The sequence below is a fragment of the Streptomyces pimonensis genome, from assembly GCF_041380215.1.
GTDB lineage: Bacteria > Actinomycetota > Actinomycetes > Streptomycetales > Streptomycetaceae > Streptomyces > Streptomyces pimonensis.
Genome location: NZ_JAHWZY010000002.1, coordinates 112072 through 137875, shown reverse-complemented (window position 1 = coordinate 137875; position 25804 = coordinate 112072). Strand labels below are relative to the sequence as shown.

At 71.3% G+C, this 25804-nt stretch carries 23 protein-coding genes and 2 tRNA genes; 7 read left to right on the top strand and 18 right to left on the bottom strand.

Annotated elements, in window-relative coordinates; genetic code table 11:
* Positions 1-70: 70 nt before the first annotated feature.
* A complete protein-coding gene (locus KYY02_RS03155) occupies positions 71-487 on the top strand; it encodes a Fur family transcriptional regulator (protein WP_371235834.1) in 417 nt (138 codons plus the stop codon).
* Between the two features lie 101 nt (positions 488-588).
* On the opposite strand, the gene KYY02_RS03150 is transcribed toward KYY02_RS03155, so the two are convergent.
* The 4 genes from KYY02_RS03150 to KYY02_RS03135 all read right to left on the bottom strand — a co-directional run bounded on the left by KYY02_RS03150 (position 589) and on the right by KYY02_RS03135 (position 5943).
* Positions 589-662, bottom strand: a tRNA-Met gene (locus tag KYY02_RS03150).
* A 174-nt stretch (positions 663-836) separates the two neighbouring features.
* Complete coding sequence (locus KYY02_RS03145) at positions 837-2654, bottom strand: tetratricopeptide repeat protein (RefSeq protein ID WP_371235833.1); 1818 nt, start codon at positions 2652-2654, stop codon at positions 837-839.
* Positions 2655-2877: 223 nt separating this feature from the next.
* Positions 2878-2951, bottom strand: a tRNA-Met gene (locus KYY02_RS03140).
* 55 nt (positions 2952-3006) lie between these two features.
* Positions 3007-5943: a UPF0182 family membrane protein gene (locus KYY02_RS03135; RefSeq protein WP_371236009.1), complete on the bottom strand. Its 2937-nt coding sequence runs from the start codon at positions 5941-5943 to the stop codon at positions 3007-3009.
* Between the two features lie 164 nt (positions 5944-6107).
* Between KYY02_RS03135 and KYY02_RS03130 the strand changes: the two genes are divergently transcribed.
* Entirely contained in the window at positions 6108-6650 is a 543-nt protein-coding gene (locus tag KYY02_RS03130) for a PPA1309 family protein (RefSeq protein WP_371235832.1), read from the top strand.
* Between the two features lie 9 nt (positions 6651-6659).
* Here KYY02_RS03130 and KYY02_RS03125 read toward each other — a convergent pair whose 3' ends face one another.
* From KYY02_RS03125 to KYY02_RS03110, 4 genes are all read right to left on the bottom strand, one after another.
* Positions 6660-7754 carry a YlbL family protein gene (locus tag KYY02_RS03125; RefSeq protein WP_371235831.1) on the bottom strand — a complete coding sequence of 365 codons (1095 nt, stop codon included), beginning with the start codon at positions 7752-7754 and terminating at the stop codon, positions 6660-6662.
* A gap of 99 nt (positions 7755-7853) precedes the next feature.
* On the bottom strand, positions 7854-8018 hold the full coding sequence (locus KYY02_RS03120; protein WP_371235830.1) for a hypothetical protein: 165 nt from the start codon (positions 8016-8018) through the stop codon (positions 7854-7856).
* A gap of 168 nt (positions 8019-8186) precedes the next feature.
* Entirely contained in the window at positions 8187-8645 is a 459-nt protein-coding gene (locus KYY02_RS03115; protein ID WP_371235829.1) for a molybdenum cofactor biosynthesis protein MoaE, read from the bottom strand.
* 97 nt (positions 8646-8742) lie between these two features.
* Positions 8743-9855, bottom strand: coding sequence for an SDR family oxidoreductase (locus KYY02_RS03110; RefSeq protein WP_371235828.1), 1113 nt, complete (start codon positions 9853-9855; stop codon positions 8743-8745).
* 192 nt (positions 9856-10047) lie between these two features.
* Here KYY02_RS03110 and KYY02_RS03105 point away from each other — a divergent pair, with 192 nt between their 5' ends.
* Both KYY02_RS03105 and KYY02_RS03100 read left to right on the top strand, forming a co-directional pair.
* Positions 10048-11484 carry a zinc-dependent metalloprotease gene (locus KYY02_RS03105; protein ID WP_371235827.1) on the top strand — a complete coding sequence of 479 codons (1437 nt, stop codon included), beginning with the start codon at positions 10048-10050 and terminating at the stop codon, positions 11482-11484.
* The gene (locus KYY02_RS03100) at positions 11481-12002 is read left to right on the top strand and encodes an NUDIX hydrolase (protein WP_371235826.1); all 522 of its coding nucleotides are present in this window, start codon (positions 11481-11483) and stop codon (positions 12000-12002) included. Before KYY02_RS03105 ends, KYY02_RS03100 begins: the two co-directional genes overlap by 4 nt.
* A gap of 47 nt (positions 12003-12049) precedes the next feature.
* Here the strand turns inward: KYY02_RS03100 and KYY02_RS03095 are convergent, their stop codons facing one another.
* The 4 genes from KYY02_RS03095 to KYY02_RS03080 all read right to left on the bottom strand — a co-directional run bounded on the left by KYY02_RS03095 (position 12050) and on the right by KYY02_RS03080 (position 15924).
* Complete coding sequence (locus KYY02_RS03095) at positions 12050-12805, bottom strand: AIM24 family protein (protein WP_371235825.1); 756 nt, start codon at positions 12803-12805, stop codon at positions 12050-12052.
* Between the two features lie 17 nt (positions 12806-12822).
* A complete protein-coding gene (locus tag KYY02_RS03090) occupies positions 12823-13503 on the bottom strand; it encodes an AIM24 family protein (protein WP_371235824.1) in 681 nt (226 codons plus the stop codon).
* Between the two features lie 11 nt (positions 13504-13514).
* The gene (locus KYY02_RS03085) at positions 13515-15173 is read right to left on the bottom strand and encodes a TerD family protein (RefSeq protein ID WP_371235823.1); all 1659 of its coding nucleotides are present in this window, start codon (positions 15171-15173) and stop codon (positions 13515-13517) included.
* A 136-nt stretch (positions 15174-15309) separates the two neighbouring features.
* On the bottom strand, positions 15310-15924 hold the full coding sequence (locus KYY02_RS03080; RefSeq protein ID WP_371235822.1) for a M48 metallopeptidase family protein: 615 nt from the start codon (positions 15922-15924) through the stop codon (positions 15310-15312).
* A 205-nt stretch (positions 15925-16129) separates the two neighbouring features.
* Here KYY02_RS03080 and KYY02_RS03075 point away from each other — a divergent pair, with 205 nt between their 5' ends.
* On the top strand, positions 16130-17356 hold the full coding sequence (locus tag KYY02_RS03075; RefSeq protein WP_371235821.1) for a TOMM precursor leader peptide-binding protein: 1227 nt from the start codon (positions 16130-16132) through the stop codon (positions 17354-17356).
* Positions 17349-18716, top strand: a complete 1368-nt coding sequence (locus tag KYY02_RS03070; RefSeq protein ID WP_371235820.1) for an ABC1 kinase family protein — start codon at positions 17349-17351, stop codon at positions 18714-18716. The genes KYY02_RS03075 and KYY02_RS03070 overlap by 8 nt, the downstream gene beginning before the upstream one ends.
* A gap of 386 nt (positions 18717-19102) precedes the next feature.
* On the opposite strand, the gene KYY02_RS03065 is transcribed toward KYY02_RS03070, so the two are convergent.
* From KYY02_RS03065 to KYY02_RS03050, 4 genes are all read right to left on the bottom strand, one after another.
* On the bottom strand, positions 19103-19426 hold the full coding sequence (locus KYY02_RS03065; protein ID WP_371235819.1) for a putative WhiB-interacting protein: 324 nt from the start codon (positions 19424-19426) through the stop codon (positions 19103-19105).
* Positions 19423-19791 carry a WhiB family transcriptional regulator gene (locus tag KYY02_RS03060; RefSeq protein WP_371235818.1) on the bottom strand — a complete coding sequence of 123 codons (369 nt, stop codon included), beginning with the start codon at positions 19789-19791 and terminating at the stop codon, positions 19423-19425. Before KYY02_RS03060 ends, KYY02_RS03065 begins: the two co-directional genes overlap by 4 nt.
* 166 nt (positions 19792-19957) lie before the next feature.
* Positions 19958-20263 carry a hypothetical protein gene (locus KYY02_RS03055; protein ID WP_371235817.1) on the bottom strand — a complete coding sequence of 102 codons (306 nt, stop codon included), beginning with the start codon at positions 20261-20263 and terminating at the stop codon, positions 19958-19960.
* A gap of 163 nt (positions 20264-20426) precedes the next feature.
* Complete coding sequence (locus KYY02_RS03050; RefSeq protein ID WP_371235816.1) at positions 20427-22643, bottom strand: ATP-dependent DNA helicase UvrD2; 2217 nt, start codon at positions 22641-22643, stop codon at positions 20427-20429.
* A 184-nt stretch (positions 22644-22827) separates the two neighbouring features.
* On the opposite strand from KYY02_RS03050, the gene KYY02_RS03045 reads away from it, so the two are divergent.
* A complete protein-coding gene (locus tag KYY02_RS03045) occupies positions 22828-23085 on the top strand; it encodes a mycoredoxin (protein WP_371235815.1) in 258 nt (85 codons plus the stop codon).
* A 224-nt stretch (positions 23086-23309) separates the two neighbouring features.
* On the opposite strand, the gene nudC is transcribed toward KYY02_RS03045, so the two are convergent.
* Both nudC and KYY02_RS03035 read right to left on the bottom strand, forming a co-directional pair.
* Positions 23310-24266, bottom strand: coding sequence for an NAD(+) diphosphatase (gene nudC / locus KYY02_RS03040; RefSeq protein ID WP_371235814.1), 957 nt, complete (start codon positions 24264-24266; stop codon positions 23310-23312).
* Positions 24267-24391: 125 nt separating this feature from the next.
* On the bottom strand, positions 24392-25804 hold the full coding sequence (locus KYY02_RS03035) for a dipeptidase (RefSeq protein ID WP_371235813.1): 1413 nt from the start codon (positions 25802-25804) through the stop codon (positions 24392-24394).

Genomic DNA, 25804 nt, shown 5'->3' with positions numbered 1-25804 from the left:
CTAAGTCAAGTGAAGCTCCAAAGTCACACCCGTTCGGGACTCCTGTCCCCCTGCTGTTAGGCTGGTGCCTATGAGTGACCTTCTGGAACGGCTCCGTGGACGTGGATGGCGGATGACCGCACAGCGCCGTGTCGTGGCCGAGGTCCTCGACGGCGAGCACGTCCACCTGACGGCCGACGAGGTGCACGCCAGGGCCGTCGCCAAGCTGCCCGAGATCTCCCGGGCGACCGTCTACAACACCCTGGGCGAACTGGTCTCGCTCGGCGAGGTGCTGGAGGTCGCCACCGACAAGCGGGCCAAGCGGTACGACCCCAATGCGCACCGTCCGCACCACCACCTGGTGTGCGCGCAGTGCGGTGCCATCCGCGACGTCCACCCGGTCGGCAATCCGCTGGCCGACCTCCCCCACACGGAGCGCTTCGGTTTCACGGTCTCCGACGTCGAGGTGACGTACCGCGGAGTCTGCCCGAACTGCGCGGCGGCTTAGGCGGCACACCACACACGCAAGCGAAAGCCCCGGCACCCACAGGTGCCGGGGCTAAAGGCCGAGGGCCGGAACCCTTCCGGGTTCCGGCCCTCGGCCTTCAGTAGCGGGGACAGGATTTGAACCTGCGACCTCTGGGTTATGAGCCCAGCGAGCTACCGAGCTGCTCCACCCCGCGTCGATGAATGGAACATTACGTCAAGGGATTCGGCAGAAGCAAATCCGGGTGGCCGCGGGCAGCCGTGCCGCCGGGGCGGCACGGCTGGGCGGTCGGGACACCTCCCACTCGGGCGAAGTCGAGAGTGGGGGACGCCCCCGCGGACGCCGGGCTGCGGAACCCGTCCCGCCGGCCTTACGCAGACAGCTCCTCACGCAACGCGTCCCGCAGCCGCGCCGCCCGCTCCGTAACCGCCGGAGGCCCCAGCGCCGCCGCCCGCTCGGCCCACCGCTGCCCCTCCGGGAGCTCCCCTCGCCGCGCGTAGACCAGCGCGAGCCGCAGCGCCGCCCGCCCGTGCCCCGCATCTGCCGCCCGGGTCCACCACACGGCCGCCTCCGGCTCGCTGCCCTCCCGGGCCAGCAGCAGCCCCAGGTTGAAGGCGCCGTTGCGCGACCCGGCCTCCGCCGCCTCCCGGTACCAGCGCGCCGCCTCCACCACGTCCCCCCGGGCCGCCGCGAGCATCCCGACCCGCACCTGCGCCCGCCGGTGCCCCTGGGAGGCCGCCCGCTCGTACCACTCCTCGCACTCGCTGCGCCGGTTCACGGGCTCCCCCAGCTCGTGCGCGGGTTCCGGCGGCCTGCGGGCGTCCAGCACCGTCGCCAGCCGGTACGCGGCCTCCGCGCTCCCCCCGCCCGCCGCGCACCGCAGGAACCGCTCCGCCTCGCCCTCCTCGCCCTCCCGCAGCCGCGCCATCCCGACCTGGAGCGCCGCCTCCATGTGCCCGGCGGCCGCCGCCTGCTCGTACCAGCGCAGCGCGGACCGCTCCTCGCCCCGGCCCGCGTGCAGGATGCCGAGGTTGAAGGCGGCGTCCACGCTGCCGGCCTCCGCGGCCTTGGAGAACCACGGCTCCGCCCCGGTCTCGTCCCCGGCCCGCAGCAGCAGGATCGCCAGCGCGTTCGCCGCTTCGCGGTGACCGGCGTACGCGGCCCGGCGGTACCACTGCTCGGCCTGGGCGGTCCGGCCCTGGTCGGCGCAGAGCAGCCCGAGGTTGTACGCGCCGTTGATGTCACCGGCGTCCATCGCGGCCCGGTACCAGCGCTCGGCGGTCTGGGTCTCACCCCGCTCGGCGTGCAGCGCGCCCAGCGCGTTGGCGGCGTTGCCGTCGCCGTCCTGGGCGGCCCGCAGCCACCACACGGCGGCGTTCTCGGTGTCCCCGGCGTCGCGGAGCAGGAAGCCGAGCGCGCAGGCGGCCCGGACCTCGCCGTCCTTGGCGGAGGTCAGGTACCAGCGGCCGGCCTCCTTGAGCTCGCCGCGCCGCTCCAGGATCGTCCCGAGGTGCAGCGCGGCCCGGCGGTGTCCGCGCGCGGCGGCCTGCCGATACCACTGCTCGGCCTCCCGCACCAGTGCGGCGGCGTCGTCACCGCGCTCTCCTACGGCCCTGCGGTCCAGCGAGCGGGCCAGCCGGTACGCCCCTTCCCGGTGCCCCCGCTCGGCGGCGACCCGCATCCAGCGCTCGGCTCCGGCCGTGTCCCCGCGGTGCTCCAGCAGATCGGCGAGGGCGTACGCGCCGAGGGTGTGGCCCTGCTCCGCGGACTGGCGCAGCCAGTACTCGGCGGCGGGTTCGTCGCCGCGCTCCCGGTGGTGGCGGCCGAGCGCGTGGGCGGCCGCGGTGGAACCGGCCACGGCGGCGATCCGCCACCAGCCCGCGGCCTCGTCGGCGTAACCCCGCTGGTGCAGCAGGACGCCCAGGTTGTTGGCGGCGGCGCGGTCTCCCGCGGCGGTGGCGGCACGCAGATGGGGTTCGGCTCCGTCGAGATCACCGCGGCGCAGCAGCATGGCGCCGAGGACACTCATCGCCTCGACGTCGCCGGCCTCGGCGGCGAGCCGTTGACGCAACTCCTCGGCCGCCTCGTCGGCGGCCTCCCCCGTCTCGTCGCGGGGGTCCTCCCAAGGGGAGGACTGCACAAAACGCCCAGTCCCGAACAGAGTTGCCTTGTCCCCCATAACATCCATCGTCGCACCACCTGCAACCTGGGTACACCCGGTATACCGCAGTCAGTGAGGTCACTACAGCGTTTTGTCGACATGCCCACAGAGAGACAAGTCAAACACAGATCGGTCAACTCCCGTCGGCGGCACGGCCGTCACCCGCCCAGGCACATGCGTTCGCCCATCACAAAGGCCCGGATTCCTTGAGGAATCCGGGCCTTTGACGTCGCCTGCTTCGCGACCTGAGTAGCGGGGACAGGATTTGAACCTGCGACCTCTGGGTTATGAGCCCAGCGAGCTACCGAGCTGCTCCACCCCGCGCCGTTGTGTGACAACCGTAGCACGGCGCGGGGCGGGCGTTTGACCAGCCTGCTCGCTAACTGCTCGGGCTCGCGCTGGGACCGGGGCCGCTGCCCCCGCCGCCGGCGCCGCCCCCTTCGGCCGACTGGGCCTCCTCAGCCCTGCGCAACGCCTCCTCCAGGTCCTTCTGTGCCCTGCCGTAGGCCTCCCAGTCGTTCTTCTGCAGGGCTTCCTGGCCGGCCTCGAAGGCCTCCTGGGCCTCGTTCAGCGCTTCCTGGACCGTCGGGTCGTCGGACGCCGGCGGTGGTGTAGCGCCTTCCTCCTCGCCGGTCCCCTCGCCCTCGTCCGCCGGCGGCTCGGTGGTCATGCCCTCACCCCCGAAGATCTTGTCGAGGGCCTGGTCGAGGGTGTCCTCGAAGGCGGTCTGCCCCCCGTAGGTCACCAGCACCTTCCGCAGCAGCGGGTACTTCAGCCCACCACCGCGTACGTAGACCGGCTCCACGTAGAGCAGTCCTCCGTCGAGGGGGACAGCCAGCAGGTTGCCGTACTCGACCTCGGAGTCACCGCCTCTCAGCAGCCTGATGGCCTCGGCGATGTCCTGTTGGGAGTTGAACTGGCTCTGGACCTGTTTGGGCCCGGCGGCCGTGGTGCTGGTCGGCAGTTTCAGCACTCTGATCTTGCCGTAGTCCTTGGTGCCCGGATCGGCGTTGACCGCCATGAAGGCACTGAGGTTGTCACGGCCGTTCGGTGTGAACGTCGTGGTGAGCGAGAAGGTCTGCTCCTGCTGGTCGGGCATCTTCATGCTCAGGTAGTACGGAGGCACCGCGTCGCCCGTCTTGTTGGTCGGGTCGTCCGGCACCTGCCACACCTCGCTGCCCGAGAGGAACGTCGTGGCGTCCTTCACGTGGTAGCGGGTCAGCAGCTCGCGCTGCACCTTGAACAGGTCCTGCGGGTACCGCAGATGGGCCATCAGCGCGTCGGAGATCTCGGTCTTCGGCTGCACCGTGTCCGGGAAGGCCTTCATCCAGGTCCTCAGGACGGGGTCCTGGGTGTCCCACTGGTAGAGGTTGACCTCGCCGTTGTAGGCGTCGACGGTCGCCTTCACCGAGTTGCGGATGTAGTTGACCTGGTTCTGCTGGGCCACCACCGCGCGCTGGTCGTTGGTGGCGGTCAGCGAGTCGGCCGTGGTGTCGCCGAGGGTCGTCCGCGACGCGTACGGATAGCCGTTGGTGGTGGTGTAGGCGTCGACGATCCACTGGATACGGCCGTCCACGACCGCCGGGTAGGCGTCACCGTCGATGGTCAGCCACGGGGCGATCGCCTCGACGCGCTCCTTGGGCGTGCGGTTGTAGAGGACCCGCGAGCCCTCGCCGATCGCCCCGGAGTACAGGATCTGCGGCTCGCTGAACGCGACCGCGTAGGCGGCCCGGTTCACCGGGTTCTCGAGGCTGACCCCGCTGTCCCCCTTGTAACTGTACGTCTTCTCGCCACTGTCGTCGGAGTAGTCGATCTCCTTCTGGGGACCGCCGACGATCGAGTACGCGGTGGTGCGCTCGCCGTAGTAGACACGCTGCTCGTACTCCGGGAGTTCACCCTTGGACGGCAGATCGGACTCGATGAAGTTCGGACGGCCTCCGGAGTCCACGCTGGTGCCCTCGGCCGCGACGACACCGTATCCGTGGGTGTACCGGAAGTGGTCGTTGATCCAGTTCCGCTTGGGGACGCCGTTGAGGTTCAGCTCGCGCAGACCGATGACCGTGTCCTGCTCCTTGCCGTCGACGGGGTACCGGTCGACGTCCAGGTTGGTCGGGAACGCGTAGTAGTTCCTGATCTGCTGGAGCTGCTGGAAGGTCGGCGAGACGATGTTCGGGTCCATGATCCGGATGCTCGCCGTGCTGCCGACCTCGTCCCGCAGCCGGGACTTGTCCTCGGTCTGGCTGGTGCCCGGGTACTCGGTGACCTGCGAGTCGTCGATGCCGTAGGCCTCACGCGTGGCCTTGAGGTTCTTCTCGACGTACGGCGCTTCCTTGGCCTGCTCGTTCGGCTGGACCTGGAACTTCTGCACGATCGCCGGGTACAGGCCGCCGATGAGGATCGCCGACAGCACCATCAGACCGAAGCCGATCACGGGCAGCTGCCAGGTGCGCCGCCACAGGGTGGCGAGGAACAGCAGCGCGCAGATCACGGCGATGCAGAACAGGATCGTCTTGGCCGGCAGATAGGCGTTGGCGTCGACGTACCTGAGGCCCGTCCAGCTGTCGGTGGCCTTGAAGTCGCTGGACTTCACCGCCAGCCCGTACCGGTCGAGCCAGTAGGCGACCGCCTTCAGGGCCACGAAGACGCCGAGGAGCACCGACAGGTGTCCGGTGGCCGCGGCCGTGGCGCGCGCGCCCGGGCTGGTGATGCGGAGTCCGCCGTACAGGTAGTGGGTGAGCGCGGCGGCGATCAGCGCCAGGATCGTGGCGGCGAAGCCGAAGCCGAGCAGGAACCGGTACCAGGGCAGGTCGAAGGCGTAGAAGGAGACGTCGAGCTTGAACTGCGGGTCCTTCTGTCCGAAGGGCACGCCGTTGACCCACATCAGCCAGGTCCGCCACTGGCTCGACGCCGAGGCGCCGGCGATCAGGCCCACCAGCGCGGTGATGCCGAGCAGCAGCCACTTCTTGTACGGGGCGATGCCCATCCGGTACCGGTCGAGGTTCTGCTGCTCCATGGACATGGCGCTCAGCGGCGGCCGCATCCGGTGTGCCAGCCAGACGTTGAAGCCGACCGCGAGGGCCATCAGCAGACCGAAGACGAAGAACAGCCCGATCTTGGTCCACAGGGTCGTCGTGAACACCGACGAGTAGTCGACCGAGCGATACCACAGCCAGTCGGTCCAGAAGCCCGCGAACATGGTGAACACCATGCCGAGGACGGCCAGGACGCCCAATGTCATGAGCAGGGTCCGGACCCGCCGGGACGGGCGGCCCACTCTGATCCGTGGCCCCGTCGGGCCTCCGCCGCGGTCCGGCATCTGGAAAGCCAAGGTAGGCACCTCGAAGTTCGCTGTTGATTCGTCAGGCCCGCGTCTTCACGGACCGTGTGTGGTGCCCCGTGATCGTGGGCCCACACCTATGCAACTTACTCACGCTTTACTCGGTTCCCGATTCCGGGCAGGAACGAGAGAGGATTGTGACCATGTCCAACACACCCATGGCGGCCAACCCGCTCACCCGGGCCGTGCTCGAGATCGACGAGTACGTCTCCGGCCTCGGCTGGGACCAGCCCGCCCGTCTGTTCGCCCTCGTCGACACCGCCCGCCTGCGGACCGAACAGCCCTCGCTCGCGGACCGGCTCGGTCTGGGCGACGCGCAGGAGACGACCGCCCTCACCCCGATCGAGCAGGACGAGATTCCCCCGGGCAGGCCGCTCGACGAGTTCCTGGGCACCATCGCCTGGCCCGACGCGGTGGCCGGTTGCGCCCTGAGCGTGGAACGGCTGATGCTGCCGCCGTCGGCCGAGGCCCAGGTCCCGGAGGGCCTGGACGAGGCCGCGCTGACGAAGTGGGTGGCGCGCCACCCGGAGCGTCAGGAGGTGCGGATGACGGTCGCGGTGCTGCGCGACGGGGCCCGCGAGTCGGCTCTGCGGCTGCGCGAGAAGGACTCCGCCACGGAGGTCCTCACCGGCTCCGGGCTGGTGCCGGGCCTGGCGGAGGCGCTGGCGGCCACGTTCGAGGAGTAGCGGGGCCGGTCAGGACGCCGTGCACCTCGGAAGGTCCGAGGTGTCGCCGGAGCGGATGTCCTCCAGGGCGTCCAGGGCGTCGTCGATGGTGTCCACCTTCACCAGGGTGAGGCCCTCCGGGGTGTCCTTGGCGGCGGACGCGCAGTTGTCGGCGGGCGTGAGGAAGTACTCGGCGCCCTTGCCTCGCGCGCCGACCGTCTTCATCTCGATCCCGCCGATCGGCCCCACCTTGCCGTCGTCGTCGATCGTGCCGGTGCCGGCGACGAACCTGCCGCCGGTCAGGCTGCCCGGAGTGAGCTTGTCGTAGATGCCGAGGGCGAACATCAGGCCTGCGCTCGGCCCGCCAACGTCGGCGAGCTTGATGTCGACGGTGAACGGGAAGGTGTGGTCGGTCCCGGCGGATATCCCCACGAGGGCGCGCTTCTCGCCGCCGTCCTCGGAGACCGTGGTGGTGATCGTCACCTTCTCGGTCCTCGTCGCCGTCCGGTTCTCCTTCTCGGCGGCGGCCTGCTCCTTGGCCGGCACGATGGTGAAGACGACGTCCTCGCCCGGCTTGTGCTCGGTCACCCGCTCGGCGACGTCGGCCGGCTCCTTCACCGCCTTGCCGTCGACGGCCTTGATCACGTCGCCCGCGTGCAGCTTGCCCTCGGACGGGGACCCCTTGACCACCGTGGAGACGATCACCCAGGACCTCACCGGGACGCCGAGTTCCTTCAGGGCCGCGACCTTGGCGCTCTCCTGGGACTGGCTGAACTCCTCGGCGTTCTCCTGGGTGGACTCCTCCTCCGTCTTGCCGTCGGGGTAGAGGGTCTCGTGCGGGACGACCTTGTTGTCGTGCGCGAGCCATCCGTAGACGGCCTCGACGAGGTTCATCCGGTAGTCGGCGCCGGTGACCCGCACCGTGGTCATGTTGAGATGACCGTCCGTCGGGTAGGTCTTGTGCCCGGAGATCCGCAGCACCGGCTCGCCGTCGTGCTCACCCAGCGTGTTCACCGTCGGCCCCGGGGACATCTCCGCGTAAGGGACGGGGAGGAACACTCCCGCGCACAGGAGCGCGATCAGCATCAGGGTGGAGGCGAGCATCGTCGCGGTGCGGCGTGGCATGTCTCGACAGTACGGGACAGGCCTGTCAGCGCACCGTCAGGGCCGCCCGGACGGGCGGCCCTGCTCGCGTCGTACGCCGTGACCTGCTGCGATCAGCCTTCAGCCGCCCGATCGCGGCCTTTCCATGGCCTCGCGGAACCGGGCGTAACCGATGAGTTCGGGGCCGTCGCTCCGCACCTTGCGCGTGCGGTTGGCCCAACTGCCCCACAGTCCCGCTCCGATCACGGCCACAAGCGGAATCAGCAACCAGGCGAGCACCGCCATGCCGGCCTCCCAACCCCATGAGCGTCCGCAACACTGACTGATCAGCAGATTAACCATCCGCAGTGACAACGCTCACGCCAGGGGTGGGGTTGTGCAACCGGAGGTCCGGTCCCGCTCAACAGGCCCCTACCCGCCCTCCCGTCCCCCGGCCAACGCCCCTCGACGGCGCTACGCGCCGACCCACTCCTCGGTCCCGTCGGAGAACCTCTGGTGCTTCCAGATGGGCACCTCGTGCTTGAGGTCGTCGATCAGCTTCCGGCAGGCCTCGAAGGCCTCCCCCCGGTGCGGGCACGACACGCCGACGACCACGGCGAGGTCGCCGACCCGGAGGTCCCCCACACGGTGCACGGCGGCCAGCGCCCGAACGGGGTACTCGGCGGCGACCTTCCCGGCGACCCGCCGCATCTCGTCCTCGGCGCCGGGGTGGCACGAATAACCGAGCCCCTCGACGTCGGCGCCCCCGTCGTGGCTGCGCACCGTCCCCACGAACAGCGCCGTCCCGCCGGCCGCGTCGTCCCCGACCGCGCGGAGGACCTCGTCCACGGACAGCGGCGTGTCGCGAATCGAGACCAACTTGATCGGGTCCTGTGCGGCCTGCTCACCCGGGTGATCGTGCGTGGATGCCATGCCCCCATCGTGCCCCACTCCGACGACAACGCGGAACGGCGTCGTCGTCCGGCCCGCGCGCACTCCCGCCCGCCCGGAGCTTCCTGCGGGAGACACGTCAGATCCGGCGCCGGACCTTGCGCGCCCGTCGTACCACCGCCGCCGCGCCCAGCAGGGCCACCGTCGCCCCCGCGGCGCCCGCCGCCGTCGCGTCCTTGCGCCCCAGTCGCCGGCCGGCGACCGTGTGCCTGCCGGACACCTCCTCCAGCAGCTGCGCGAGCACCTCCTCGTTGGTGTGCGCGGGCCGCCACCCGGCGTCGTGCAGCCGACTCCCGCTCACCACCCAGGGGTGCATCGTGTACGCCAGGTCCCCGGCCGGGGAGGGGGTGAGCCCGATCCTGTGCAGCCGGGCCGCCGCGCCGAGCGCGACCGCCGACGGCAGCTCCATCCGCCGGATCCCGCTGAGCTCCTCGACCTCCTCCTGCTCCAGCCATCCGTCGCAGCCGACGGCCAGCTCGCCGTCGACCTTCTCCAGGACGGCGTACTCCAGGGCGCTGCACAGGTCCTCGACGTGGCAGAACTGCCACGCGGGCCGCGACCCGGCCACCACGAGCAGCCTGGGCGACTCGAAGTACCTGGTCAGCGCGGTGTCGGTGCCTCCCACCAGCACGGCGGGGCGCACGACCGTGACATTGAGCCCCGGGTGCGCCCTGGGCGCCCGGCGGGCGAGTCGCTCGACCTCCAGGAGATCGCCGACCCCCGTGGCCTCCGCCGTGGCCCGCAGCTCCGCGTCCTCGGACAGCGGCAGCTCGTTGTCCGGCAGCGCCCCGTAGACCATCGTCGACGTGCACAGCACCACACGGTGCACTCCGGCGGCCGCCGCGGCCGTCAGCACCGTCTGCGTCCCCCGTACGTTGTAGGCCGTCCGGGCGGCGGCATCGGTCTCGAGATCGAGATCGAGCGCGAGGTGGACCACCACGTCGGCCCCGCGCAGCTTGTCCGCGATGGCCGGGTCCCGTACGTCCAGGATGTGCCAGAGCGCCTCGGCGCACTCGCCGCGCCGTTCGTCGACGGCGATGACCTGCTTGACCTCCTCCGAGGCGGCGAGCCGCGCGGTGAGCAGCGCGCCGACGCCGGACGCGGCACCGGTGACCGCGACGACGGGCCCGCGCGGGGCGGCACTGGTCGAGCTGTTTCGCGCTGCGCGAACCTGTGGATCTGGGGAACTCACCGGGCGTCTCCAGCGGTTGTCTTCAGTACGAGCGCGAGCGACGCGTACGTACCAGGTGGCATCCATCCTGCCGCAGGCCTCCTGTCGGCGAAGCACCGAGGCCCGAACCGCTTCAGGTGTCTACGCTGGGTGGTGTTGTCGGGCAGCCGTGCCGCCGGAAAGAACCGGTGGCCCTACCAGCCGAGGAAACCCGTGAGTGACACCCCATTCGGATTCGGCCTTCCGCCGGAGGAGCCGGACGACGGCGACGAGGGCAAGAAGAAGGACCCGCAGAGCGGTGGTGGTCAGGGCCCGGCCAACCCGTTCGGCTTCGGCGCGCCCGGAGCAGGAGGCTTTGGCGGCCCGGGCGCGGACAATCCGTTCGCCGCGATGTTCGGGTCGCTGAACCCCACCGACCTGGGCGCAGCGTTCCAGCAGCTCGGCCAGATGCTCTCCTACGAGGGCGGGCCGGTGAACTGGGACATGGCCAAGCAGATCGCCCGGCAGACCGTCTCGCAGGGCACGGCGGAGGGTTCGAAGGACGCGAGCGTCGGCCCCGCCGACCGCAGGGCCGTGGAGGAAGCGGTCCGGCTGGCCGACCTGTGGCTGGACGACGCGACCTCCCTGCCGTCGGGCGCCCACTCCGCCGTGGCCTGGAGCCGCGCGGAATGGGTGGAGGCCACCCTCCCGGCGTGGCGGGAGCTGGTCGACCCGGTGGCCGAGCGCGTCGGGAACGCGATGGGCGATGTCCTGCCGGAAGAGATGCAGGCCATGGCCGGTCCGCTGATCGGCATGATGCGCTCCATGGGCGGCGCCATGTTCGGCACGCAGATCGGGCAGGCCGTCGGCGTGCTCGCCGGTGAGGTCGTCGGCTCGTCCGACATCGGCCTGCCGCTGGGCCCGGCCGGCCGGGCCGCGCTGCTGCCGCTGAACATCGAGACCTTCGGCAAGGACCTGGGCGTCTCCCAGGAGGAGGTGCGGCTGTATCTCGCCCTGCGCGAGGCCGCCCACCAGCGCCTGTTCGCGCACGTCCCGTGGCTGCGCTCGCACCTGTTCGGCGCCGTCGACGGCTACGCGCGCGGGATCAAGGTCGACACCGGCAAGCTCGAGGACGTCGTCGGCCAGTTCGACCCGCAGAATCCCGAGCAGCTGCAGGAGGCTCTCCAGCAGGGCATGTTCCAGCCGGAGGACACACCGGAGCAGAAGGCCGCCCTGGCCCGCCTGGAGACGGCGCTGGCGCTCGTCGAGGGCTGGGTGGACGCCGTGGTGCACGCCGCGGCCAAGCCACGGCTGTCATCGGCCGACGCGCTGCGCGAGACGCTGCGCCGCCGCCGCGCCTCGGGCGGTCCGGCGGAGCAGACGTTCGCCACGCTGATCGGTCTGGAGCTGCGCCCGCGCCGACTGCGCGACGCCTCGCGCCTGTGGGCCTCGCTCACCGACGCGCGCGGGGTCGACGGCCGGGACGCCCTGTGGGCTCACCCGGACATGCTGCCGACGGCGACCGACCTGGACGACCCGGACGGTTTCGTGCACCGCGAGCAGATCGACTTCTCCGAGCTGGACAAGATGCTGGGCGAGGCCGCCGACAAGCCCGACCTCAAGAAGAAGGACGAGGGCGAGGGCGGGAGCAGGGGCGACGACGCCGAGTGAGCCTCCACGACGACGCTGTCCTCGTGCTCAAGGGGTACGAGGACCAGCCCGAGCTGCGCCAGACCTATCTGGACCATCTCGCGGCGCATCCGGACGGCATGTGGAAGGCCTGTGCGGACGGTCACATCACGGCGAGCGGCCTGGTGATCGATCCCGAGCGGGGCCGGGTCCTGCTGACCCTGCACCGGAAGCTGCGGATGTGGCTCCAGATGGGCGGGCACTGCGAGCCCGGTGACGTCTCGCTCGCGGCGGCGGCCCTGCGGGAGGCGACGGAGGAGTCCGGCATCACGGGACTGACGCTGGTGCCCGGTGGGCCCGTGCGGCTGGACCGGCACTCCACACCGTGCGCCTGGCACCTGGACGTCCAGTACGCGGTACTGGCTCCCTCCGGAGCCGTGGAGGCGATCAGCGACGAGTCCCTCGACCTGCGCTGGTTCCCGTACGACGAGGTGGCGGAGGTGGCCGACGCCTCGGTCACCTGTTTGGTGGAAGCGACCCGGACGAGACTGGGCGTCTGACACAGGGGGCGACCGCCCGGGCGGTCGCCCCCTGTCTCCGTGCCCCGTCAGCTCCAGACGCTGCCCTGGTTCTGACCGCGGGCGCCCTGCTGCCCCATGCCGTACTGCGCGGCGAGACCCGATCCGATCTGAGCGTTCTGCGGCGGCAGCAGTTCGCTGGGCTGGACGAGCGCGAAGCCGCTGCCCATGAAGCTGAGCTCCCAGCCCTCACCGGTGTTGCCGCGGCGCCGCCACACCCCGGAGGAGTGGGTCTGGGCCTGCATCTGCACGCGCAGGGACGTGGACCAGGCGACGATCGCGTCGGCGTCGCAGCTGACGTACTTGTCCGGCGTCACCTGCATCAGCAGCGGCATGCCCGAGGTCATCAGGGCGACCTTGCCGTTGCCGGTGATGTTGAGCTGGTACTTCCCCGAGCCGGAGATGCCGTACAGGCTGTCGACGGCGATCACCTCGTGGTGCAGCGAGGAGTCCATCGCGAGCACATGGCTGCTGTCGACCGTCAGCCCGTCGTGATCCACCTCCATGAGGTGGATGCGCTGGGCGAGGTTGGCGAGGTAGACGGTGCCCTGCCCGTGGCAGCGCATCAGGTCGAGTCCCTCGCCTGTCTGCGCACGCGCGCGGGACGCGCTGGTGCCCTGGAACTCGGCGTCGAACTCGACGAGCCCCTGGTAGGCGACCATGGTGCCCTTGCGGGCGAGGACGTCGTCGTGGCCCTCCAGGGCGACGCGGAGCATCTGCTGGTTCTGCAGGCTCCAGCGCTCCTGGGTCTGCTGGTCGTTGAAGGCGAAAAGCGGGCTCTGCATGGTGTGGTTGATCCCCCTCAGCCCCGGATCCGGAGACGGTCGGTGCTGTCCTCACTGGGCTGGACGACGACGATGCCCTGACCGGAGAAGGCCATCTGGTAAGCCTCTCCGCTGCCGCGGCCGATCAGCGACTGGGCCCGGAAGCTGCGCTTGCCCTTCACCTTGAGGTTCGGGGACCAGGCGACCAGGGCGTCCGGATCGACGTACGTCTCGTCGTCGCCGCCACCGCAGTCGACGACGATCGGCTTGCCGCGCGAGGTCAGCGCGACCCAGCCCTGTCCGGAGATCTTGGTGTTCCACAGGCCCTGTCCGGCGAACTTCGCCAGGCCCTTGACCCGCTCCACGCCCCATGTGAGGTGGGCGTCGAAAGCGAGAAGGTTGGTGGCGTTGACGGAGATGCCGTCGCCGTTGAGGTTGATCACGACGACGTTGGCGCCGTAGTCGGCGAGGTAGAGCAGGCCGTCGCCGGAGCACTTCATCAGCGGCGCACCCTCACCGGTCATCCAGTCCTTGGCGATCTGGCGCACGGCCGGCGGGTTGGGCTCGTACTGGACGAACCCTTCGTAGGCGACCATCGAGCCCACGCGCGCGAGGAGGTCGTTCCCGGTCTGCATGGCGACCTTCAGCATGTGGTTGCCGTGGTTCTCCATGCGGGCGGTGACGGGGGCGGGGGCATAGCCCGCGAGTGGCTGGTTCATGACGGGCTCCCTCAGATCTCGTACGGCTGGACGACGATGAAGTTGCCGGGCACGCCCCGGAACTGGAGGTTGACGCTCTCCCCGGTGTCGCCGGGGTAGGAGTTGCGGCGCATCCTCACCTGGCTGGAGACGACCACCTGGGAGGCGGCCGACCAGGCGACCACCGCGTTGCAGTCGGCGAAGGTGGTGGGGGTGACCGGCAGCACCACGGGTGTGCCGTGGGTCTTGACGACGATGGTGCCGGTCCCCTGGAACTGCATCGTGAACAGCGCGCCGCCGGGGATGCCGTGCCCCTCGATGCGGCGGACCTCGTACTGGAGGCCCTCGTCGAAGGCGAGGACGTTCTCGGCGGAGACGCACACGGCGTCGCCCTGGAGCTCGATCGGGTGCAGCATCGTGGAGTTCTCGGCGAAGAACACCTGGCCCTGTCCGGTGCAGCGCATCAGCTGCATCTCCTGGCCGGTGGCGTTGCCGACGATGCGGCCGGAGAAGCCGGCGCCCTTGTAGCCGAAGTCGACCTTGCCCTGGTAGAGCACCATGCTGCCCTGCCGGGCCAGCACGGGCTGCCCGCCGATGCCCAGGTCGACACGGATCAGCTTCTTGTTCTGCTGGGTCCAGCGCTGGCCGGTGGGCGTCTCCTTGAACTTCTGGAGCGCGCCGAGCACACCGGGGCTCTGCGGTGCGCCCTGGGGAGCACCGTACGGGGCCGGCTGGTGCGGCACCTGTCCGGGCGGGGGCTGCCGGCCGTAGCCCGGAGGGGGCACGGGGTGTCCGTAGCCCGGGGGCGGGGCGGGAACCTGCGGCGCCTGCGGCTGTCCGTAGCCCGGGGGCGGCGGGGCGGGCCGGCCGTACGGCGGCTGCTGGCCGTGGGGCGCGGGCGCAGGCGGCGGCACCGGAGAACCGCCGGGCGGGGTGTGCAGGGGGGCGACGATGGTCGGCGCGGCGTGCACCGGCGGCACGGGAGGCGCGGGAGCCGGCGGCGACGCGAAGCCCTGCGCGGCGGGCTGGGGCGCGGGCGCGGGGGCGGGCGCGGCCCCGCCGGGCGCACCGAACGCGGGCGGCGCGGCGGGCTGGGCGGGCGGAGCGAAACCGGGCACGGCTCCGCCGGCCTCCGGCTGCTGCCGGGGAGCGGCCGGCTCGTCCTCGGCCACCTCACCGCCGAAGTTCCGCAGGAGCGCGTCGAGCCCGCCGTCGAAGCCCTGTCCGACGGCGGCGAACCGCCAGACGTCCTTGAAGTAGAAGTCACCCAGCATCACGGCCCGCTCGGTGGAGAACTCCGAGCCGCTGAAGGGGTACCGGGCCACTTCCTCGCCACCCGCGACGATACGGATGTACCCGGGACCGACCTGCGACATCTGCCCGGCACCGTCGAGGGTCGCCGTGAAGGACAGCTTCCTGATCTGCTGCGGGATCCGGTCCAGCGTCACGCGGAACGACTCGGTGTCGCCCGCCTGGGCGCCCAGGAGCTGAATGGATTCCTCGGGGGACTTCGGCTGGTTGTAGAAGATGAAGTAACGGTCGTCGGAGAGCCGTTCGTCGGCGTCGAGACCGAAGCAGCTGATGTCGAAGGTCAGCCCCGGACCGGAGATCTGCACGCCCACGTACAGATCCGTCCCCGCCGTGAGGTCACTGATCCTGGCCTTGTGGCCGCGTTGGAATTCCCTGGCCATGCGTACGACCGTCCCCCATCCCGAATGTGAGTGCGTCGCGTCAGGCTAACGGCAAACACGGACACCGGATGAAGTCGGTACAAACCCGGTACACAACGCGTGCACGGACTCACGGTGCGTTCACCTCGGACGGTGCTCACGCATCGCGCGCACCCGGCGCACCCGGCGCACCCGGCGCACCCGGCAGCCGCTCGGCCGCGACCACCCCTTCGAGATAACCGCGGGCCCGTTCGGTCCTCGGATACGCCTCCAGCAACCGCCAGAAACGCGGGCCGTGCCCGGGCACCAGTAGATGCGCCAGCTCGTGGCAGAGAACGTAGTCGACGACGTACTCGGGCATGCCCTGCAGCCGGTGCGACAGCCGGATGCTTCCCTCGGCAGGGGTGCACGAGCCCCAGCGCGTGTTCTGGTTGGTGACCCAGCGCACCGAGGCGGGTCTGGCCCGTCCGCCGAAGTACTGGTCGGACAGTCTCCGGGCGCGCTCGGCCAGCTCCGCGTCCCCGAGGGTCCGCCTGCTCTCCTGCGCGGCCAGCCTGTCGAGCATGACGGTCACCCAGCGCTGCTCCTCCGCCTCGGACATCCGGGCGGGGATGAGCACGACCGTGCGATCGCCCTCGCGGTACGCGGAGACCGTTCTGCGACGGCGGGCGCTCCTGCGGACCTCGATCGCGCTCGCCCGTGAGCCGTTCGTCGGCTGGCTCGTCGTGCTGCGCTGTGGCTTTCCGGCGCGGTGCAGTGGATCGGCGGGCACGTCCCGACGGTACCCGCTGCACGCGGGGAAGTCCTGGCCTCGGGACGGTTATCCCACCGAGCGCCGGATTTATACGATGAATCCCACCCCCTGTGGACAACTTTCGGCAACCGCCGACCCGGCCCGGCATGCTGGTATACGTCGGACGAGCTGCGAAGGGCTCGACCACCCAACGGGGACGATCCGGGACATACGGGGGCCTGTCATGCATCCGATGGTCAAGCCCGCGCTTCGGCGCGGATGGCGCGATCTCCACACCGTGCAATTCGGGGTGACGCCGGCGCACGCATTGACGCTGAGCCCGGTGGACACGGCCACGGGCAGCTTCCTCGACCTGCTCGACGGCACCCGCGGGCTGGAACTCCTGCGGGAGGAGTCACGACGCATGGACCTGCCCGAGGGGCATGTCGACCGGCTGGTGCGCCGGCTGTCACGGGCCGGACTGCTGGACGACTCGCGAGGCGGCGGACCGGCCGCCGAGGCCCTGCGAAAGAAACCGGAGGTACTCGACCGACTCCGTCCGGATCTGGCGTCCCTCGCCCTGACCACCTCCGCACCGGGCGATCCACTCCGCCGGCTGGCAGCGCGCCGCAGTGCGCGGGTGCAGGTGAGAGGAGCGGGCCGGGTGGGCGCCGCCCTCGCGGCGCTGCTGTCGGGAGCCGGGGTGGGCGAGGTCGACGTGCGCGACGTCGGACGGGTCGAACCGTGGGACGTCACGCCGGGTGGGCTACCCGCCGATGCCCTCGGCGACCGTAGGGACGAGGCGGCCCGCCGCGCGGTACGCCGGGCCGCCCCGGACCGCCCGCAGCGCCGGACCGCCCGGTCCTCCCTCGAAGAAGGCGACCCCGGCTTCGGCCTGGTCGTCCTCGCCCCGCGGGACGACATCGCCGTGCACGCACCCGATCCGGGGGCCGCCGAGACTCTCGTGTCCTCGGGCACGCCCCACCTCTACGCCGGTGTCGTGGAGGGGACGGGTGTGGTCGGGCCGCTGGTCCTGCCCGGCGAGACGGGCTGTGCGGGCTGTCTCCAGCAGGACCGCACCGACCGGGACCCGGTCTGGCCGCGCCTGGCCGCCCAGTGGCGTTCCGGGCGGCAGCGCCGGGTGGGCGCCTGCGACCTGACGCTGGCCACGGCGGTGGCCGGGCTGGCGGCCGCTCACGCGCTCGCCTTCCTGGACGGCCGGGTCCCGTCCAGCTCCGGCGCACGCTGGGAGGTCTCCCTCCCCGCCCTGCACTGGCAAACGCGCCCGGTCAGCCCCCACCCGGCCTGCCCGTGCGGAGCCGCGCGCAAAGGTCCGGAAAAAGGTAAGGGAGAACACACCCCCGGGGACGGGGGGTCGCACGAGACAATGGCCGTGCACGGGCCGTCGGAGGAGTGGCGCCGCAAGGCGGACGCGAAACGGCCGGCAGGGACTTGGAGGGCGCATGTCTGATCTTCCCCGCAAGGCGGTCACCCGGACCGCCAAGCTGGCCGCGCTCCCGCTCGGCTTCGCCGGGCGGGCCACCTGGGGGCTCGGCAAGCGGATCGTGGGCGAGTCCGCGGAGCTTGTCGGCCGAGAGCTCCAGCAGCGCACCGCCGAGCAACTGTTCAAGGTGCTCGGCGAGCTCAAGGGCGGCGCGATGAAGTTCGGCCAGGCCCTGTCGGTCTTCGAGTCGGCCCTGCCGGAGGAGGTCGCCGGTCCCTACCGGGCGGCACTGACCAAGCTGCAGGAGGCCGCACCTCCGATGCCCACCCGTACCGTCCACGCGGTGCTGGCGGAGCGGCTGGGCGAGGGCTGGCAGGAGCTGTTCCTGGAGTTCGAGGACAAGCCGTCCGCCGCGGCCTCGATCGGCCAGGTGCACCGGGCGGTGTGGCACGACGGCCGTGAAGTGGCGGTCAAGGTGCAGTACCCGGGCGCCGGCGAGGCCCTGCTGTCCGACCTGAACCAGCTGAGCCGCTTCGCCCGTCTGCTGGGTCCGCTCATCCCCGGCATGGACGTCAAGCCGCTGATCACGGAGCTCAAGGACAGGGTCTCCGAAGAGCTGGACTACGGCTTGGAGGCCCGGGCCCAGCGAGCCCACGCCGAGGAGTTCGGCGGCGACCCCGACGTCGTCGTGCCGAATGTGGTCCACCAGTGCGAACAGGTGCTGATCACCGAGTGGATGGACGGCGTCCCGCTGTCGGAGATCATCTCGGACGGCACGGAGGCACAGCGCGACCGGGCCGGCCAGCTTCTGGCCCGCTTCCTGTTCTCCGGTCCCGCCCGCACCGGTCTGCTGCACGCCGACCCGCATCCCGGAAACTTCCGTCTGCTGCCCGGCGGTCCGGAGGGCGAGGACGACTGGCGCCTGGGCGTACTGGACTTCGGCACCGTGGACCGCCTCCCGGGCGGGCTGCCCAAGCCCATCGGCGAGGCCCTGCGCATGACACTGGACGGCGAGGCGGAGGCCGTCTACGACATGCTCCGCGCCGAGGGCTTCGTCAAGGAGTCGATCGAGCTCGCCCCCGACACCGTTCTCGACTACCTCCTGCCGATCATCGAACCGGCCCGGGTCGACGAGTTCACCTTCACCCGCGGCTGGATGCGGAGCCAGGCGGCCCGGATAGCCGATCCCCGCTCCCCCGCCTCTCAGCTGGCCAAGCAGCTCAACCTCCCCCCGGCCTACCTGCTGATCCACCGGGTGACCCTGAGCACGATCGGCGTGCTCTGCCAGCTGGGCGCGACGGTGCGGCTGCGGGAGGAACTGGAGGAGTGGCTGCCGAACTTCCTCCCGGAGGAACCGGTGGAGGAGGAGCCGGCCGCCCAGGCCTGACGGACCTGATGGGTGTGTCGAGCGTTGCGACCGGCGCTGCCACCACTGCCACCACTGCGAGTCCAGGCGGCCCTCGATCGCCCGCAGGTCGTCGCGGGAGCACGTCTCGCAGTGGTGACGGCGGGCGCCGCCTTCCCCGAAGAAGGTCCAGAGGCCGGCTGCGGTCCCTCGGCGCGGTGCCGCAGCCGACGCACACCGACGACGGCTCCGGCACAGCCGTCGTCACTGCCTCCGGGATGGCTCCGTCACCCGGCGACGACACCGCCGTCCCCGACGTCCCGCCCCGCGCAACGCACCGCGGGGGCCGGTCCGTGCGCACGGACCGGCCCCCGCGGGAAGAGCTGGCCTCCTCCGGTGGAGGAGGCCGCTGTTTCAGGTGGGGTCGGTTACTGCATCACCGCCATGGCGAGCGCGCGGCGGGCGCGACGGGAAGCGCGCTCGGCCCGGCGCTGCATCCGGCGAGCGGTCACCAGGCGCGCGGCCTGGCGCTCCCGCTGCGCCTCCTGCAGTCGCTCGTGCATATGCGCACGGGCCAGGGCTTCTGGAATAAGTTGCATCTCTCGGGTCCTGTTCTGGCGCGAGTCGTTCGCACCGCTGGTGGTGAAGTCTTCGGTCGCGGAGCCTGCGGGCTCGTGAGTGGACGGCATCATCGGGGCCTGCTTCTGGGGGTCGTGCGTGAGGGGGCGGTCGATCGTTCCTGGGATGCTCATGCTGTGACCGGGTTCTTGCGCGGGCGGCCACGCGGCCGCTTGCGGGCGACGACAACTCCCTGGACGAACAGCTCGCCACCCCAGACGCCCCAGGGCTCACGCCGCTCCTTGGCGCCGGCGAGGCAGGCCTCGATCAGCGGGCAGGTGCGGCAGAGGGACTTGGCGTACTCGACGTCCGCCGGCGACTCGGCGAAGAAGACCTCCGGGTCGTAGGAGCGGCACGGGACGGGCACGCCCAGCTTCTCGATGGCGTCGTCGAGCGCGGTGAGCGCAGTGAGCGGAGTCAAGGTCGGGTCCTCCGTGGAGCCGGGCTTGGGGATCGTCTCGGAAGGCGGTACGGACGGGACGTGCGCTTCGAGTTGCACGGTTCGTCTTCCTCGTCTGGTCGTTTCCGGCCTGTTGGCCGGGCGGCGGCTGGTACCGGGCTCTTTTCTTGTCCCGAGGCGCTTCGCTTCCCCCGTTCGGGGAAAACAGAAGGGCCGCGGATCCCGGATGGGGTTCCGCGGCCCTGAAGGCGCCGGCCTGATCGAATCAGGCTGGATCACTCCAGGGTTCTGGCCCACGGAAGGCCCACATCAGGTGGTGCTGCGTCGTCTGCTTCCGGAATCCGGCACCGGCTGCCGCAAAGGCATAGGCCTTCGCCTGTGCCACTACCGCTTCCAGTGCCTTGGTCGGTCGCTCATCGCGCTCGCGGACGGCAGGAGCGAGGGAGGACGCCAGGTGCGCGGCACGAATGCCGGACAGACCGGTGCCCTGGTTCGAGGCGCCGAGCATGCACAGGGAGACGGCCGAGCGATCGGTCAGTTTGACGATGGAGCTGGTGTTGATCCTGATCACTGGACTCGCCTCCTCTCGGCGTCTAGGGGACTGGGGTGAGCCAGTCCACGGATATGCAAGTACAACACGGAGCCAGGGCCTTGGAGAAGGCCACCGTCCCCGTGCCTAAGAACCTATGGGGATCGCCGGGGCATGCGCAAACTATTTTTCCGACGAGTTCGGATCAGTCCTGATCCCGTTCCTCGTCGAGGTCACGGCCTGCGCAGATGGCCAGAACATCGGCTCCGTAGCGGCCCAGCTTGCGCATCCCCACCCCCGGGATCCTGGCCAGTGCGTGCTCGTCGTCGGGGACTGTCTCGGCGATGGCCATCAGCGTCTTGTCGGTGAAGACGCAGAAGGCCGGCTGCCCGCTGCGCCCTGCCTGGACGGCGCGCCACTCACGGAGCCGCTCGTACAGACCCTCGTCCATGTCGGTGGGGCAGTCCTCACAACGCATCAGCTTCATCTCGCCCGCGTCGGTCAGCGTGCGGCCGCACACCCGGCAGCGGGCGGGACTGCGCTGTCCGCGCCTCGGACTCGGAACGTTCGAGGCGGACGCCGCCCCGAACGGGCCGCGCTCCACACCCCCCGCGCCGACCGCGCCGACCGCGCCGCCACGGCCCGCGGCGGCGTGCGAACCGGGGCGCAGCCCGTGCAGGAAGCGGCTGGGGCGCCGGTTCGGCCGGCCGCCGGGTGAACGGGAGAGTGCCCAGGAGAGATGGAGGTGCTCACGGGCGCGTGTGATGCCGACATAGAGGAGGCGGCGCTCCTCCTCGATCTGCTCGTCGGTCTTTGCGTAGGTGATCGGCATCATGCCCTCGGCGACGCCGACCAGGAAGACGGCGTCCCACTCCAGGCCCTTGGCCGAGTGCAGCGAGGCGAGGGTGACGCCCTGCACGGTCGGGGCGTGCTGGGCGCCGGCCCGCTCGTCGAGTTCGGCGACCAGGTCGGCGAGGGTGGCGCCGGGTCTGGCGGCGGCGAAGTCCTGGGCGAGGTGCACCAGCGCCGCCAGTGACTCCCAGCGTTCCCGGACCGCTCCGGAACCGGCCGGCGGCTGGGTCGTCCAGCCCTCCCCCGAGAGCACGGCGCGCACCTGGGAGGGCAGGTCGGGGGCGTCGTCGAGGAGGGGGTCGTTGCCGCCGAAGCGGGCCGCGCCGCGCAGGGCGATACCGGCCTTGCGCACCTCGGGACGGTCGAAGAACCGCTCGGCGCCCCGCAACTGGTAGGGCACGCCGGCATCGGCCAGGGCCTGCTCGTAGGTCTCGGACTGGGCGTTCGTCCGGAACAGGACGGCGATCTCGCTCGCCGGGACCCCCGCGTCGATCAGCTCACGGATGCGGCGTGCGGCGCCCTCCGCCTCGGCCGGTTCGTCGGCGTACTCGGTGAAGACCGGCTCGGCCCCCGCGGCGCGCTGGGAGACCAGTTCCAGCCGGTGCTCGGCGGCCCGGCCACGGGCCTGGGCGAGCAGGCCGTTCGCCAGGCCGACGACCTGGGGGGTCGAGCGGTAGTCGCGGACCAGCTTGACGACGGTGGCCCCGGGATGACGGGTGCGGAAGTCGAGCAGGTGGTCGGGGGTCGCGCCTGTGAACGAATAGATCGTCTGGCTGGCGTCACCGACCACGCACAGGTTCTCCCGCTCGCCGAGCCACAGCTCCAGCAGGCGCTGCTGGAGCGGGCTGACGTCCTGGTACTCGTCGACGACGAAGTGCTGGTACTGGGCGCGGACCTGCTCGGCGATGTCGTGCCGGTCCTGCAGGACGGCGACGGTCAGCAGCAGCACGTCCTCGAAGTCGATGACGGCGCGCTCGCGCTTGAGGTCCTCGTAGGCGGAGTAGAGCTGGGCGATCTCGGCGGGGTCACGGGGGGACTCCCGGCCGGCCTTGGCGGCGGCGGCCGCGTAGTCGGCCGGAACGGTCTGGGTGACCTTGGACCATTCGATCTCCGCGGTGACGTCCCGCAGCTCGCCCCGGTCGAGCCGGATGCGGCAGGCGACGGCCGCGTCGGCGACCAGCTGGATCTTGCGGTCGACGAGCCGGGGCAGGGAACCACCGATCGCTTTCGGCCAGAAGTACTGGAGCTGGCGCAGCGCAGCGGAGTGGAAGGTACGGGCCTGGACGCCGACGGCACCGAGCTGGCGCAGTCGGCCGCGCATCTCCCCGGCGGCGCGGTTGGTGAAGGTGACGGCGAGCACGCTGGAGGGCTGGAGAATGCCCGCGCGCACCCCGTAGGCGATCCGGTGGGTGATCGCCCGGGTCTTGCCGGTGCCGGCGCCCGCCAGCACGCACACCGGCCCCTGCAGCGCGGTGGCGACGGCGCGCTGCTCGGGGTCGAGCCCTTCGAGCACCGCGTCGGCCGAGTCCGGTACCTGTGGGAAGAGGGTGGAGTGCGTTGCTGCTGTCACACAGCCATGCTGCCAGGTCGCCGGAGACAGGCGAGCCGGTCGTCCACAGGGAGGCTCCGTAGTCATACCAATGCGGCAGGCATCATGTGGGAGCCGTGCGGCCCCCGGCGGGAATGCCGGTGCTCCCCCGTATGTTCCTCCCACGACGAGGACTTCCCCGATCCGCCGAAGGAGCGCGAGAGGCATGCAGGGCACTGTGACGATGTACAGCACCACGTGGTGCGGCTACTGCCGCCGGCTGAAGAGCCAGCTGGACCGTGAGGGCATCGCGTACACCGAGATCAACATCGAGCAGGACCCGGAGTCCGCCGCCTACGTGGAGAAGGCGAACGGCGGGAACCAGACGGTGCCCACGGTGCGTGTGATCCCCTCCACCGGCGGCGACGAGGTCGTGATGACGAACCCGAGCCTCGCCCAGGTGAAGCAGGCTCTCGCGGTCTGACGCCCCGGGCACCGTGCCCCCTCCGGTCGAGGTCACCGGAGGGGGCCGACGTGTGTTCGGGGGTGCGGGAAGGACGGGACCGGACGGATTCGAACCGGCGTCCTCGCGGTTCGGGAGACCGTGCGCGACGACCTCTGCGCTACGGCTCCGCCCGGCCCGGCAGCGCAGCCGGTCCACAAGACGGCGGCTCGGCGCCGGCACCCGTCGAGGCGCCGGGCGCCCCGTCAGAAGACGCTGCGGGTGGGGAGCTCCTTGCCATACCAGCGCTCGATCAGGCGGGCCGCGATCGAGATGCCGTACGGCGGCAGCACCTCGCCGGACTCGAAGGCGGCCCCGAGCTCGTCGCGGGAGAACCAGCGGGCCTCGTGGATCTCGTCGCCGTCCACGTTGATCTCGGTCGAGGTGGCACGGGCGGTGAAGCCCAGCATGAGGCTGGACGGGAAGGGCCAGGGCTGGCTGGCGACGTACTCGACCTCGCCGACGCCGATGCCGGCCTCCTCGTGGACCTCGCGGCGCACCGACTGCTCGATGGACTCCCCCGGCTCGACGAATCCGGCGAGCGTGGAGAAGCGGCCCTCGGGCCAGTGGACCTGGCGGCCGAGGAGGATGCGGTCCCGGTCGTCGACCACGGCCATGATCACCGCCGGGTCGGTGCGCGGGTAGTGCTCGGCGCCGCAGGCGGGGCAGCGGCGGATGTGGCCGGCGGCGGCGATGACGGTGCGCTCCCCGCAGCGGGAGCAGAAACGGTGCAGCCGCTGCCAGTTCTCCAGGGCGACCGCGTGCACCATCAGGCCGGCCTCGCGCTGCGACAGGAGCAGTCCCGCCTCCCGCAGGCCCGCCGGGCGGGCGGAGTCGTCCATGCGGCCGGGCAGGGAGTCCTTCTGGAGGGCGAAGTAGCTGACGCCCTCGTCGTCGATGCCCAGGAAGTAGCGGTGGGCCTCGGTGAGCGGGGCCTCGAAGGACGGGGTCATGACGAGTTCGGTACGCCCGTCCGCCGTCTCGTCGATGAGGACCTGGCCGCCGGAGACCACGAAGCAGCGGGTCGAGGGGTGACTCCACGCCGCGGCGAGCCATGCCTCGTCGAGCCGGTGGTGGGCGGCGCGGTCGATGCCGCTCGGGGCGGTGAGCGAGATGGGCCGGTCGGCGGTGTGGTCGGTCCAGGTGGTCACGGGTGCTTCCAACTCCCCCGGTGGAACGGATTGGGTCGGCGGACGGTTCGGCGGGAGGGACCGGTTCCTGCGGGGCGCGGCGGCGGGTCCCTTCCAGTGTGCCCCGCGCGGGTGTCCGGTTCGGACGGCGTGCGAGGTCAGGGGGCGTGCCGCCAGTGCTCGGCGAGGTCGCTCCACAGGTACGCACTGGTCTCGACGCCCTTGAGGAGCAGATCCAGGTCGACCTTCTCGTTGGGGGCGTGCCAGCCGTCGGACGGGACGGAGATGCCGAGGAACAGCACCGGTGCGCCGAGGACGTCCTGGAGGTCGGCGGCCGGTCCGGAGCCGCCCTCGCGGGTGAAGCGGACGGGCCGGTCGAAGGCGCGGCCCATCGCGCGGACCACCGACCGCAGGGCCGGGTGGTCCAGTGGCGTCAGGCAGGGGCGGGTGGCGGGGCTGAAGGAGATCTCGTGGCGGATGCCGTCGGGCAGCCGGCCGGGCACCCAGGCATCGACGGCCTTGCGCACGTGCTCCGGGTCCTGGCCGGCGACGAGCCGGAAGGAGAGCTTCACCATGGCGGAGGACGGGATGATCGTCTTGCTGCCCGGGCCCTGGTAGCCGCCGCCGATGCCGTTGACCTCGGCGGTGGGCCGGGCCCATACGCGCTCCAGGGTGCTGTATCCGGCTTCGCCCCGGGTGCCGTGGGACTTGGCGGTGCGCAGCCACTGCCGCTCGTCGAAGGGCAGCTCGGCGAAGAGTTCGCGTTCGCGGTCGGTGAGCTCGACGACACCGTCGTAGAAGCCGGGGATCGCCACGCGCGCGTGCTCGTCGTGCAGGGCGGCCACCAGGCGGGCGACGGCGGTGGCCGGGTTGGGCACCGCGCCCCCGAAGGAACCGGAGTGGATGTCCTGGTCCGGCCCGTGGAGCCGGATCTCGCACTCGGCCAGGCCGCGCATGCCGGTGCACACGGTGGGGGTGTCCTCGGACCACATGCCGGTGTCGGAGACGATCACGGCGTCGGCGGTGAGCCGCTCCGCGTGCTGCTCGACGAGCGCGCGGAAGTGCGGTGAGCCGGATTCCTCCTCACCCTCGATCAGCAGTTTCAGGTGGACGGCCGGGGTGGTGCGGCCGGTGGCGGCGAGGTGGGCCCGGACCCCGAGGGTGTGGAAGAACACCTGGCCCTTGTCGTCGGCCGCACCGCGCGCGTAGAGGCGGCCGTCCCGGACGACGGGTTCGAAGGGCTCGCTGTCCCAGCCGTCCTCGCGGGCCGCGGGCTGCACGTCGTGGTGGCCGTAGACCAGCACGGTGGGCGCCTCGGGGTCGGCGGAGGGCCATTCGGCGTAGACGGCCGGGGCGCCGGGGGTGGGCCAGACCTCGGCGGTCGGGAAGCCGGTCTCCTTGAGTCTGGCGACGAGCCAGTCGGCGCTGTGGCGCACGTCGGGCGCGTGGTCGGGCTGGGCCGAGACGGACGGGATGCGCAGCCACTCGGTGAGGTCGTCGAGGAAGGCGACGCGGTGCTGTGCGATGTACGTACGGACGGCGCTGACGGCAGTGTCAACGGGCTGGCTCAT